The 12,183-nt window shown below is 55.6% G+C and carries 13 protein-coding genes; 6 read left to right on the plus strand and 7 right to left on the minus strand.

Annotated elements, in window-relative coordinates; translation table 11 throughout:
• Positions 1–106: 106 nt before the first annotated feature.
• From rplT to B5F22_RS06670, 4 genes are all read right to left on the minus strand, one after another.
• Positions 107–463 (minus strand): 50S ribosomal protein L20, encoded by a 357-nt coding sequence (rplT, locus tag B5F22_RS06655; RefSeq protein WP_087233334.1) that lies wholly within the window; start codon positions 461–463, stop codon positions 107–109.
• A 39-nt stretch (positions 464–502) separates the two neighbouring features.
• A complete protein-coding gene (gene rpmI / locus B5F22_RS06660) occupies positions 503–706 on the minus strand; it encodes a 50S ribosomal protein L35 (RefSeq protein WP_087233337.1) in 204 nt (67 codons plus the stop codon).
• A 53-nt stretch (positions 707–759) separates the two neighbouring features.
• The gene (gene infC / locus B5F22_RS06665; RefSeq protein ID WP_087233339.1) at positions 760–1,341 is read right to left on the minus strand and encodes a translation initiation factor IF-3; all 582 of its coding nucleotides are present in this window, start codon (positions 1,339–1,341) and stop codon (positions 760–762) included.
• A gap of 120 nt (positions 1,342–1,461) precedes the next feature.
• Positions 1,462–2,841, minus strand: a complete 1,380-nt coding sequence (locus B5F22_RS06670; protein WP_087391947.1) for an MATE family efflux transporter — start codon at positions 2,839–2,841, stop codon at positions 1,462–1,464.
• Between the two features lie 125 nt (positions 2,842–2,966).
• Here B5F22_RS06670 and B5F22_RS06675 point away from each other — a divergent pair, with 125 nt between their 5' ends.
• Together B5F22_RS06675 and B5F22_RS06680 are read left to right on the plus strand one after the other, a co-directional pair.
• Positions 2,967–5,048 carry an AAA family ATPase gene (locus B5F22_RS06675; protein WP_087391949.1) on the plus strand — a complete coding sequence of 694 codons (2,082 nt, stop codon included), beginning with the start codon at positions 2,967–2,969 and terminating at the stop codon, positions 5,046–5,048.
• A gap of 28 nt (positions 5,049–5,076) precedes the next feature.
• On the plus strand, positions 5,077–6,198 hold the full coding sequence (locus tag B5F22_RS06680) for a hypothetical protein (RefSeq protein WP_087391951.1): 1,122 nt from the start codon (positions 5,077–5,079) through the stop codon (positions 6,196–6,198).
• A 146-nt stretch (positions 6,199–6,344) separates the two neighbouring features.
• Here the strand turns inward: B5F22_RS06680 and B5F22_RS06685 are convergent, their stop codons facing one another.
• Both B5F22_RS06685 and mtaB read right to left on the minus strand, forming a co-directional pair.
• Positions 6,345–6,878 carry an SLOG family protein gene (locus B5F22_RS06685; protein WP_087391953.1) on the minus strand — a complete coding sequence of 178 codons (534 nt, stop codon included), beginning with the start codon at positions 6,876–6,878 and terminating at the stop codon, positions 6,345–6,347.
• Positions 6,879–6,940: 62 nt separating this feature from the next.
• The gene (mtaB, locus tag B5F22_RS06690; protein WP_087391955.1) at positions 6,941–8,230 is read right to left on the minus strand and encodes a tRNA (N(6)-L-threonylcarbamoyladenosine(37)-C(2))-methylthiotransferase MtaB; all 1,290 of its coding nucleotides are present in this window, start codon (positions 8,228–8,230) and stop codon (positions 6,941–6,943) included.
• A gap of 120 nt (positions 8,231–8,350) precedes the next feature.
• Between mtaB and yfbR the strand changes: the two genes are divergently transcribed.
• The 4 genes from yfbR (at position 8,351) to B5F22_RS06710 (ending at position 11,404) form a co-directional block, all read left to right on the plus strand.
• The gene (gene yfbR / locus B5F22_RS06695) at positions 8,351–8,926 is read left to right on the plus strand and encodes a 5'-deoxynucleotidase (RefSeq protein WP_087391957.1); all 576 of its coding nucleotides are present in this window, start codon (positions 8,351–8,353) and stop codon (positions 8,924–8,926) included.
• Positions 8,927–8,974: 48 nt separating this feature from the next.
• Positions 8,975–9,244: an ACT domain-containing protein gene (locus tag B5F22_RS06700; protein ID WP_087391959.1), complete on the plus strand. Its 270-nt coding sequence runs from the start codon at positions 8,975–8,977 to the stop codon at positions 9,242–9,244.
• A gap of 11 nt (positions 9,245–9,255) precedes the next feature.
• A complete protein-coding gene (locus tag B5F22_RS06705; protein WP_087391961.1) occupies positions 9,256–10,614 on the plus strand; it encodes a PFL family protein in 1,359 nt (452 codons plus the stop codon).
• A gap of 94 nt (positions 10,615–10,708) precedes the next feature.
• Positions 10,709–11,404 (plus strand): hypothetical protein, encoded by a 696-nt coding sequence (locus tag B5F22_RS06710; RefSeq protein ID WP_087391963.1) that lies wholly within the window; start codon positions 10,709–10,711, stop codon positions 11,402–11,404.
• A gap of 39 nt (positions 11,405–11,443) precedes the next feature.
• Here the strand turns inward: B5F22_RS06710 and B5F22_RS06715 are convergent, their stop codons facing one another.
• Positions 11,444–12,130, minus strand: a complete 687-nt coding sequence (locus B5F22_RS06715) for a DUF2461 domain-containing protein (RefSeq protein ID WP_242955072.1) — start codon at positions 12,128–12,130, stop codon at positions 11,444–11,446.
• Positions 12,131–12,183 lie beyond the last annotated feature (53 nt).

Consider the following 12,183-nt stretch of genomic DNA (forward strand, 5'->3'; position numbering starts at 1 on the left):
GCGGAAATGTGGAAATAGCCGCGTAGAGGTCCCGCCGGAACGGGAACCCCGTCCCAGGGACAACAAACGCCCGATTCCTGGGGAATCGGGCGTTTATCAAACTAAATTAGGCCAGCTTGCTCTTGGCCAGCTCGGTGAGCTGGGTGAAAGCAGCCTTGTCGTTGACGGCCAGCTCGGAGAGCATCTTGCGGTTGATCTCCACGCCAGCCAGCTTCAGGCCGTGCATAAAGGTGGAGTAGTTCATGCCGTTGGTCTTGCAGGCGGCGTTGATGCGGGCGATCCACAGCTGACGGAAGTCACGCTTCTTCAGCTTGCGGCCGGTGTAGGCGTACTGCAGGGACTTCATCACCTGCTCGTTGGCCATCTTGAAGTGCTTGCTCTTGGCGCCCCAGTAGCCCTTGGCCAGCTTCAGGATCTTATTTCTTCTCTTACGGGTCATCATTGCGCCCTTAACTCTTGCCATTGTCGTTCAGCCTCCTATATGTGAGTGTATCAGGTTATCTTATTTGTAGGGGATCAAGCGCTTGACGGTGGCCTGGTTGGTCACGTCAGCGTAGGCACCCTTGCGGAGGCCTCTCTTGAGCTTGGTGGTCTTGCCGTGGCCGTTGAGCAGGTGACGGCGCTTGGTGCAGGCACGCTTCACACGGCCGCTCTTGGTCAGCGAAAAGCGCTTCTTAGCGCCGCTGTGGGTCTTGATCTTAGGCATGGTGGTTATCTCCTTTACTCTTTGAATGGTGGGCAGCGTGTGCCCGGAGGATATTACTTGTTGGTCTTGCTGCTTTTGGCGGAGAGGAAAATGCTCATGTGGCGGCCCTCCAGCTTAGGCTCCTTGTCCAGGTTGGCCAGCTCGGCGCACTGCTGGGCAAAGTCCATGAGCAGGTTGCGGCCGATGTCGGTGTGAGCCATCTCACGGCCACGGAATCGCACGGTCACCTTCACCCGGTTGCCGTCAGCCAGGAACTTCTGGGCGTTGCGCAGCTTGGTGTTGAAGTCGCCGATGTCGATGCCGGGGGACATGCGCACTTCCTTGATCTCAACGACGTGCTGGTTCTTCTTGGCCTCTTTCTCCCGCTTGGCCTGCTCGAACTTGAACTTGCCATAGTCCATGAGCTTGCACACAGGGGGGACGGCGTTGGGAGAGATTTTTACCAGGTCCAAACCGGCCTCGTCGGCGTGACGCTGGGCCTGAGCCGCAGACATGACTCCCAGCTGGCTGCCGTCGGCGCCAATCAGGCGAACCTCACGGTCACGAATCTCCTCGTTGATCTGATGAGTTGGGTTAGCTATGGCAAAGCACCTCCTGAGAAACAAAAAATGTGAGTGCAGAACAAGCACCCACATCCACAACAAAAAACGACAACCGAATTCGATTGCGTGTTTTTTACCATGTAAACCTCTTTGCCTCGGGCTGGAGGTGAGGACGGCGGTGCCATACCTGCTTCGTTTTGCTCTGGTATTATATCAAGTGGATATGGGATTGTCAAGCGCTTTTTTCAATGATGTTGCATCCCGGCGCCGGAGCAACAAAAAGTACCCCAGGCACAGGGTGAGGTTGACCAGGGCGGAGGCGGGAACGGCCAGGCCGATGAGGAACATGGAGGTATCCGGCAGGCGGCTGAGGAAATAGGACAGGGGGATGCGCACCAAAAAGGCGGCAGCCAGGCCCTGGGCCATGACAAAGCTGGTGCGCTCCCGGCCGTTGAAGTAGCCCAAGAAGCAGAACACCACCGACACCATCAGGTACTCCAGCGAGCTGCCCCGCAGGTATCCGGCGGCGGCGTCCAGCACCGCCGGGTCGTTGTCAAAGGCGGAGGCCAGAATGCGGCCGCAGAAGAAGGTGAGCAGGAACATCACCGCTCCCACGCACAGGGAGATACGGGCGGCCAAAAACAGGGCCCGGTTGGCCCGCTTGGGGTTGCCCGCCCCCATGTTCTGGGCCACAAAGGTGGACAGGGCGGACATGAAGGACATGGGCACCAGGGCCAGGAAGATGAACAGCTTTTCCGCAATGCCCACTCCGGCGGAGGCGATGACCCCCAGGGCGTTGACAATGCTGGTAATGATGAGGAAGGACAGGTTGGTGAGAAAGTCCTGGAGGGCGATGGGGGAGCCCACCTTTAAAATATCTCCAGCGGCCTGGCCCCCTCTGCGCCAGGGGGCGGGGATGGAGAAGGGGAGGGGATTGCGGCGGATGTAGGCCAGGGAGAAGGCCACGCTGGTGGCCTGGGCGATGATGGTGGCCAGAGCGGCCCCGGCGGCGTTGAGGCGGAACACCCCCACAAAGAGCACATCCAGCACTACATTCACCAGGCAGGCGATGAGGACAAAGAGGAAGGGAGAGCGGGAGTTGCCCACGCCCCGGAAAATGCCGCTGATGCCGTTGTAGGCGGTGATGAACACAATGCCCGCCGAGCAGATGCGGATGTAGGCCACCGCCTCACTCATGGCGGCCTCGGGCACGTTCATCAGCCGGGCGGCCTGGGGGGCCAGGAGCAGCATGGCCCCGGTGAGCACCGCCGCCACCAGGGTGAAGAGCCGAATCTGGCTGCACACCACCTGGCCCGCCCGCTGGGGTTCTCTGGAGCCCATGGCCTTGCCCACCAGCACGGTGACGCCCATGGTCAGCCCCGTAATAATGGAGGTGATGGACTGCATCACCTGGCTGCCCGTAGCCACGGCGGACACCGAGGCAGTGGGGGAGAATTTGCCCACCACTGCCAGGTCCACGCCGCCATAAAAGGCCTGGAGCAGCAGGGAGAGCATCAGGGGCAGGGCGAAGCGGATGAGGGGGGACAGGATGGGCCCCGACAGGAAGGACGATTGAGAAGATGGGGTTTCCATGGATATGACCTCCTGGTAAAAATTGTGCTTATAATTGTCGATGAAATAGGGGTGTGGTATACTGTTGAAAAAGTTAAATTCTAGAATTTTGAAATCACCAATACTGTGGCTGGGAGTGTGAAAACATGGAATTGATATATGTGTACATAGACAAATACCGCACCTTTGAAAAATGTGAGATTCCATTTTCAAAACGTTTTGACGTGACGTATGATCATGGGGCACATCAGCTATCCATTCAAGAAAATTCAGAATATAGGAACATTTATCCGCAGCATATTTCCAACATCAATGGAATTTTCGGGAAGAACGCCTCGGGGAAAACATCGCTTCTATCTTTGATTGGAAAGAGAATCGAGGACCGCCACCGTGATCGTGAAATATTTGAGGAGCGCAAAAAGGATGCGCACAAAAGAATAGATATTTTTTCACTTGAAATCAGCGAGGGTGTAGAGAATCTTCGGTATAACAGCAGTTATTTTCTGCTCTACTATTTGGGAAAAGATGATAATGAAAATCCGTTGTTTATCATTGAAACCAATGCCCCCGAAGCATACGTAAATGTATTTGAGAATACGGAATGTTTAACAAAGAATCGGGAAGAGATGGGGCGTGCTATAGATTATTATATAGGGAAGGGCTGGTTTGCCGGAGTATTTAAACATCAGCAGGGGAAAAATATTTTTTTGAGAAATACGCAAGACTATCCAAACCCCCAAAACCGCATTCAGGATAATATATCAATCATACACTTTCAAACTTTTAGCCATTGGGATAAATTCCAAATTTCACATAGTTTTGAAGAGGAACGGAAAATCTGTTTGGAACGAAGAACGGCAAGATTGCAAGGTATATTTTTAGAGAAACAAATCAAGTTTCTGTGCGAGCAAATGAAGCGGAGTGCCAGTCTAGCAAAGCCAGATACCAGTCAAATGGCACAGGGTAATTTTCCAACTGGCATGTACCGTAATCAAACCTATACATTGGATATAGAATTCAAATACAATGACACATCCACCTATAGGTTAGAGGATGAAATGGAAATTGAAAAACACGAACGTGATCATGATGATATTGTTAGAGATTATAAAGACTTTAAATTAGGGAACTTCCAGGAATGGGAAAAAATCACGTTGGCTTTTTTCTATGGGTATACATGGCACTTAATGACTGCTTATATCTATAGCCAGGCTTCAAGGAATGATAAAATCGAGTTGTTGGAAAGCTTGATGAAGGGAAAAGAGAACGCAATAGATATTGAAACTGCGTCCTATTCGAAAATTAAGGAATATTATCGTGATAAAATCAAGCGCATACTACCGTTCCTTGGTTATGAAGATTGGTCAATAGAAAGGTTCGATGATGTAGCACTGTCGTTAGAGAGATTTTTGAGGGAAGCTATAGATCATCAAATTACGTGCCGTTACGAAGAGGAGCATCTAATCATAGAATTTTCAAAAGACTCGGATTGGGAAGGACTGGATTTCTTTTTCAAAGATGTTCTGGATGAAAATATGCACAAGAATATGAAACAGGAGGATTCTATCACAGGGGGATTTTTTGAGATTGAAATTCAATGGCTCAGTGATGGAGAACGTGAAAACCTGGCACTGTTTACATCCATAGACGAACAAATCACAATGGGGGAAAAGAAGGATTATAAAAAATATTATGTACTTATGTTCGATGAAATCGAACGCTCCATGCATCCAGATTTATGTCGGCGCTTGGTGGCGGAACTCATGGAGTTCTTGAGCCAATACCCCGGGAAGCAGTTTCAAATCATCATTGCAAGCCATTCCCCGTTTATTGCCAGTGATATGTTACAAGAGAATGTTGTGTGTCTTTCTCGCAACGGGGAAAAGAGTGAAGTCAAGCAGATGGGGGATAAACCCTTTGCCCAAAACATACACACGATTTTAAAATCACAATTTTTCCTGGATAGTTTTTTGGGAGAATATGCATGTCGCTGCGTGAATGTGATGTTAAAGTGCTTTGAGTGTACCGATGGAGAAATGATGATTCCGATATTGAATGAATTTCTCATGTCGGAAGATAGCATGGACTCGGGGAAGCGTATCTCATCGCTGGAGGACGCAAAAGGGTTCGTTGACTTCATGATTAAGGCGATTGGGGAGCCTTTGATTCGCAATGAACTGTCTCGACTTTGGAAATTAACCCAAAATCAGTGGGAAGCAAAGAAATAAAACAATATCCATTAAAGGAAGAAGATATATGATCAAGTTATACCTTCCAGATGGCTTCGAGAACCATGAAGAGATTCAAAACATTTATGATAGGCTTGCCAAAAAGATCTATGAGCAGCAAGGCCCGGACAAGATTACATATACATATCAGGGGGAACAAGGCTCTCTTGACTCTCCGGCATCCATCAAGCGGTTTCTGTTGGCAAAAGATTTTTATGATTACCAAATCGGCCAAAACTTTGGGTTCATACGTGATCTAATGCAATTGAGAGGAAATGTAAAACTCTCCAGTGTCATTCACAATACCTCCACATCAGAGAAGGTAAGGTTGTTTTGTAAAAAATATGGAGCGTCAGAGTATCAGCAATTCTACAATCTCCTGCGAGGATATGAAGAGCGAACGATCGGAGAATTCAGGCAAGAGAAAGTGTCTGATGAGGAAGAGATACGTCGTATTTTTGATTATAAGCAGTTACAAGCAGGGCAGAGACATGCAATTTTGAACAGAATGGATATACCCGTTTGTCCCTACTGCAATATGAACTATACAACCAGTTTTGGGGCGGACGACAGGGAAAGAAATACAGCGGACATTGACCATTTTTATCTAAAAAGTGAATATCCAGAGTATGCCTTGTGTCTCTTTAATTTTGTTCCTGCTTGCCCGGTGTGCAATCAGAAGATAAAGGGCACAAAGAGCATGACTCGTGAAACCCATGTATACCCCCACCAAGAAGGATTTGAGGGGAAAAGTCATTTTCAAGTCAGGAATTTACTGGACATTCTGCTGGGGGCATGTGAACACGCCGAAATTGAGTTGAAAAGTCAAAAAGATGACTGTAGAGTCAAGCATTCCATCGAAGATTTTAAGCTAAATGAGCGTTACAAGGTGTTTGCATATGTGGCAGAAGAACTAATTGAAAAAGCCCAGATTTACAACGATGCTTATGCGGAAAGTTTGAGCCAAACTATCAGAGGATCGACGGATAAAACAGAGGAAAGTTTGAGTCAAACCATTGGGAGATTGACGGACAAGACAAGTGTCAAATATGCAGTTTTCGGCGCTATGCTTTCTGAAGAAGAGTATGGGAAATTGTCGCTAGGGAAGCTTAAACAAGATATATTACGACAATTGCGAGTGTTTGATTGATGGTGTAGCGCCTGAGTTTCGTGGGAGTAAGAAAAAACGCCAACAAGCATACACTTGTTGGCGATAATGTATCAAACGAAGTACGGCTCCCGTACCAGCACACTGTACCATACAACTGGGAGAAAGTCAACGGGGAACCGGAAAAATCAGGGCACCAGATGGGTGGGAGACAGGTGGGGGTGGTTGAGGTCAAAGAGGTAGATATCCAGTCGGTGGTCCATGGCATAGTTTAAGGTGTACTGAGTGCCTCCACGGGTGCCGTTGAACACCGCCAGAATGGCGGAGGACTGGTCCACCATGTAGCGGTCCCGGCGGAGCATACAGTGGCGGTCGTAGTGCTCCTGGAGCAGGGTGTGGGAGTCGCACTGGCGCACCAACTGGGTCCAGCGGCTGCGGTCATCAGAACTCCACTTCTTGGCCTGGCCCGCACAGGGCAGGGCGGCCTCCAGGGTCACATCCGGGTGGGCCTGCCGCAGGGCCAGCACCGCCTCGGCAAAGTAGAAATCCGCCCCCCGGGCCATGCCGCAGAGAAAATGGCGGTATCCCTTCTGATACATCTCCTCCAGCTGGGCGGCCATGCTCTCTTTCAGTGCCACACAGTGGGGGTGGGTCTCCTGGTCGCCCCAGGGCAGCTTTTCCGGGCGGTGCCCGGTGAAACAGCAGGTGTGATGATCCCCCATGGTAGCTCCTCCTAACCGCATGGCACGATACCATTATAATATATTGCTGGCTTCAAGGTGGTTCATTGAATCGTGCCCAACAGAATGCCATCTCCCACTCCGGTGATGGTCACCTGCCGCAGCTGGTTGTGGAGGTTTTCTCCCGCAGCCCGAACGGCCACATAGTTGGGGGCGTGGCCCTGCCACAGCCCCTCCTTCTCCTCCTCAAAGAGGACGGGGAGGGTGGACCCCACCAAGGCCTGCAAATAGGCCTCCTCCATCTCCCGGGCCACTGCCTGGGCGGCCTGGGCCCGCTGCTCCTGGACGGCGTGGGGAATCTGCCCGGCCATGGTGGCGGCAGGGGTGCCGGAGCGGCGGGAGTAGGGGAAGATGTGCATGGAGGAGAAGGCGCAGCGGCGGATGAAGTCCAGGGTCTGGGCGAACTCCTTCTCCGTCTCCTGGGGGAAGCCCACAATGAGGTCGGTGGTGATGGCGGGGCGGTCAAAATACTGGTTGAGCCACTGCACCGACTGGAGATAACGGGCGGTGTCATACTTGCGGTTCATCCGCTTCAAGGTCTCGTCACACCCGGACTGCATGGACAGGTGGAAGTGGGGGCACAGGTTGGGCAGCGCCACCGCCCGCTGACAGAAGTCCTCCGTGATGGTACGGGGCTCCAGAGAGCCCAGACGCACCCGCAGCCCCGGCACGGCGTGGCACAGGGCTTCCACCAGGTCGATGAGGGTTTGGCCCTCCTTCAAATCCCGGCCCCAGGAGGAAATCTCGATGCCAGTGAGCACGATCTCCCGGTACCCCTGGGTCTCCAACTCCTTGGCCTGGTCCACCGCCTCAGAGAGGGGCAGGGAGCGCACCGGGCCCCGGGCATAGGGGATGATGCAGTAGGTGCAGAAGTTGGTGCACCCGTCCTCCACCTTGAGCATGGCCCGGGTGCGGCCCACCTGGCCCCCGGCGGTGAGCCGCTCAAAGTCCCGGCGGCGCAGGGACTCGTCCACCTGGACGATGGGGGCGGCGTGGTTTTTGAGCTGCCCCTCCAGCAGGTCCAAAAACTCCATGCGCCCGGCGGTGCCGGACACCAGGTCCACCCCCAGGGCGGCCACCGCCTCCGGCTCGGTCTGGGCGTAGCAGCCGCACACCGCCACCACCGCCTGGGGGTTCATCTTTTTGGCTCGGCGGATGACGTTGCGGCACTTCTTGTCACTGACGGCGGTGACGGTACAGGTGTTGATGATGTAGGCGTCGGCCAGGTCCTCAAAGGGGACCAGGGTGTAGCCGCGGCGGAGCAGCTCGCGCTCCATGGCCTGGGTCTCATATTGGTTGACCTTGCAGCCCAAGGTGTAGATGGCAATGTCCATAAGGGCCTCCTGAATGCAGCGTTTTTCTTAATGATACCATTTCCCTAGGGTTTTGTATAGGTTTACATTTCACCAAAAATGTGGTATACTTCCCCTACTTTGTGAAAAGAAGGTGGAAGGATGTCGTCCAGCTTTTTTGCCTATATCTTCCGAATGCGCTACATTGCCCGCTGGGCGCTCATGCGCAACACCCGCACGGAAAATGTGGAGGAGCACTCCTACGAGGTTGCCGTGTTGGCCCACGCCCTGGCGGTGGTGGGGCAGGAGATCTTTCACAAGGACGTCAACCCGGACCGGGTGGCCACGGCGGCGCTGTTCCACGACGCCCCGGAGATCATCACCGGCGATCTTCCCACCCCCATCAAATACTTCAATCCCGCCATCAAGTCCGCCTACGACCAGGTGGAGGCGGTGGCCCAGGACAAGCTGCTGGGGATGCTGCCCCACGAGTTGACAGAGGCTTATGCACCTCTGCTGCGGGTGGAGGACCCAAAGGTGCGATGCTACATCAAGGCCGCCGACAAGCTGGCGGCGTGGCTGAAGTGCCTGGAAGAGCGGAAAGCGGGGAACCGGGAGTTTGTACAGGCGGAGGAGGAGACCCTCCACGCCCTGAAGGATATGAACATGGACGAAGTGACCTGGTTTTTGGAGCACATGGGGGAGGCCTTCGGCCTGACCCTGGACGAGCTGGGTTAAATTGCGTAGACAGCGGGGAGACACCCCGAAGAATAGGGAGGAATTTTCATGAGAGCCATTATTACGGTAGTCGGCAAGGATCAGGTGGGCATCATCGCCTCTGTGTGCGGCGAAATCAGCCAGCGCAACGTCAACGTGCTGGACATCAGCCAGACCATTTTGCAGGACTATTTCACCATGGTCATGCTGGTGGATGTGTCCAAGTGCACCATTCCATTTGCCCAGCTGGCTCAGGAGCTGGCCGACAGCGGCAAGGAGCGGAGCCTGGACATTCGGGTGCAGCGGGAAGACATCTTCAACGCCATGCATCGGATTTGAGGTGACGGAACATGCTCAATCAACAGGACATTTTATCCACCATTCACATGATTGACCAGCAGAACCTGGATATCCGCACCATTACCATGGGTATCTCTCTGCTGGACTGCTGCCACTCCGACCCCAAGGTGGCCTGTGAGAAGATCTACGACAAGATCACCACCTCCGCCCAGAACCTGGTGAAGACCGGAGAGGACATTGAGGCGGAGTTCGGTATTCCCATTGTCAACAAGCGCATCTCGGTGACCCCCATCGCCCTGGTGGCGGGGGCTTCGGACACCGACGACTATGTACCCTTTGCCCAGGCCCTGGACCGGGCGGCCAAGGAGACCGACGTTAACTTCATCGGCGGCTTCTCCGCTCTGGTGCAGAAGGGCATGACCCGGGGGGACCGCAACCTCATCGCCTCCATTCCCGAGGCCCTGGCGGTCACCGACCTGGTGTGCTCCTCCGTGAACATCGGCTCCACCAAGGCGGGCATCAACATGGACGCCGTGAAGCTCATGGGCGAGACCGTGAAGGCCTGCGCTGCCCGCACCGCCCACCAGGGCGGCTTCGGCTGCGCCAAGCTGGTGGTGTTCTGCAACGCCGTGGAGGACAACCCCTTCATGGCCGGCGCCTTCCACGGCGTGGGCGAGGCCGAGCGGGTCATCAACGTGGGCGTGTCCGGCCCCGGCGTGGTGCACCACGCCCTGAAGGCCGTGAAGGGCCAGCCCTTTGACGTGGTGGCGGAGACCATCAAGAAGACCGCCTTCCGGGTCACCCGCATGGGCCAGCTGGTGGCCCAGGAGGCCAGCAGCCGTCTGGGCGTGCCCTTTGGCATTGTGGACCTGTCTCTGGCTCCCACCCCCGCCATCGGGGACAGCGTGGCCCGCATCCTGGAGGAGATGGGCCTGGAGGTGTGCGGCACCCACGGCACCACCGCCGCTCTGGCCCTCTTGAACGACGCCGTGAAGAAGGGCGGCGTGATGGCCTCCTCCTCGGTGGGCGGCCTGTCCGGCGCCTTTATCCCGGTCAGTGAGGATGAGGGCATGATCGCCGCCGCCCGCTCTGGGGCCCTGACCCTGGAGAAGCTGGAGGCTATGACCTGTGTGTGCTCCGTGGGCCTGGACATGATCGCCGTGCCCGGGGACACCACTGCCGCCACCATCTCCGCCATCATCGCCGACGAGGCGGCCATCGGTATGATCAACCAGAAGACCACCGCCGTGCGTATCATCCCCGCCCCCGGCATGAAGGTGGGGGACACCGTGGAGTTCGGCGGCCTACTGGGCTCCGCCCCGGTGATGCCCTGCCACACCGGCTCGGCGGAGGAATTTGTGGCCCGTGGCGGTCGCATTCCCGCCCCCATGCACAGCCTGAAAAACTAATACATCTGCCCCGGCGCGATTGCGCCGGGGCGTTTCCTGTCTTGTGGAGAGAGGGAGGATGGGTGTATCATAAACGAGAGAGGAGGGACAGCCCGTGAAGAGGAACATACAGCAGCGGTGGAAGAAATTTCGCGCCAAACGCCTGCCGGTGATGCGTACCCGGTGGCTGTCCGCCCTGCCCATCATTGTGGTGTCTCTCATCTTGCTGCTGGGAATGTGGGGCGTGTTCGGGGTGCGGTATGCCACCCTGGCCAACCGCTTCTTGCTGCCCAACACCGCCGGACGGGAATTCAAGCAGAGCGTGAAGGAGCTGTTTGAGTTGGACCGCAGCTTTTTGCAGCAGGTGCGGGCCCTGTGTCAGGAGGGGACCCAGGATGGCAGCCAGATGTCCGACCGCCTGGTGCGCATCCACCTGTTGGAGAGCCAGATTCAGGCCCACTTGAAGGGGATGAGCAGCGCAGAGCAGACCTATGATCGGCAGCTGCTCCCCATCAACCGGAAGCTGGTGAGCGAATTGGAGCAGATCAACGCCTATCTGCGCTCCCGGCCCCAGCTGTTGGGCACCGGATACAGCCAGGCGGCGGTGGAGGTGCTGGACAACCTGGAGGACGCCATTTTGCGGGTGCAGCGCAGCTACACCGCCCGGGAGCTGGAGCCCTTCTTGCAGACGGACGCCTCCTTCCGCACCTTCGGGCGCTTGCAGGACAGCCTGTACTTCAATACCTTGGCGGTGAACTGTATGCAGACCTTACAGGAGATGCACGAGTTGGCCGACCAGCCCCCGACCTAAGAGATAAGCCCCTCTCGGCGATGCCGAGAGGGGCTTATGTTATACTTGTGTGGGTAATTTGGCGGCCAAAGCCGAAAAATAATCGTAGTAGGGCTTGAGGAAGATGAAATCCTCAATGAGCTGCTGGGCCAGCTGGGGGGTGTACAGCAGCTCGCACAGCCCCTCCTCGTGGGACACAGACAGGGACTTCTTGTTAAACCAGGCGCTGAGCTCTGCCTCAGGGCAGGGCTTGGGGCGGCGGTACTCCGGGCCCTCCAGGGCGAAGCGGTCCTGCCGCTTCAAGGTGCGCTCCAGCTTCAGCAGGGGCTTGGGGTCTCGGAGAATCTCCTGGCGGTGGCACTCCATGAGGGAGGCCTTGGCGCACCAGAAGCCCATGCCGCAGCTCCAGCCGTCGGGGGTGAGCTCAAACCACAGGGCGGGGTGGGAGCCCAGGGCGGAGTCATCGCCCCGGATGAGGGTAAACCACAGATGGTCCTTGTAGGGGCCACGACCGTGGAGCCGCCGGGCGTCCCGGTAGATGCGGGCCACCTTCAGATTCCACGGCTCCTGGGGGAACTTCTCCACCAGGGCCAGCTGGGCCTGACGGCCCAGGTCCTGCATGGGGCGGTAGAGGGTATTGAGGTACACGTCCTTGTGGGCCTCAAACCAGCTGCGCTCGTTTTGAAACCGAATGCCCCACATAAATTCCACCGTCTCCGGGGTAAAGCCTTGAAACTGATCTCTCACGGGGGTTATGCTCCTTCATTGGGGGCCTGCGTGGGCGCAGGCGTGGGGGTAGG

The sequence above is a fragment of the Pseudoflavonifractor sp. An187 genome (assembly GCF_002160275.1).
In the GTDB taxonomy this organism is placed as follows: domain Bacteria; phylum Bacillota; class Clostridia; order Oscillospirales; family Oscillospiraceae; genus Enterenecus; species Enterenecus faecium.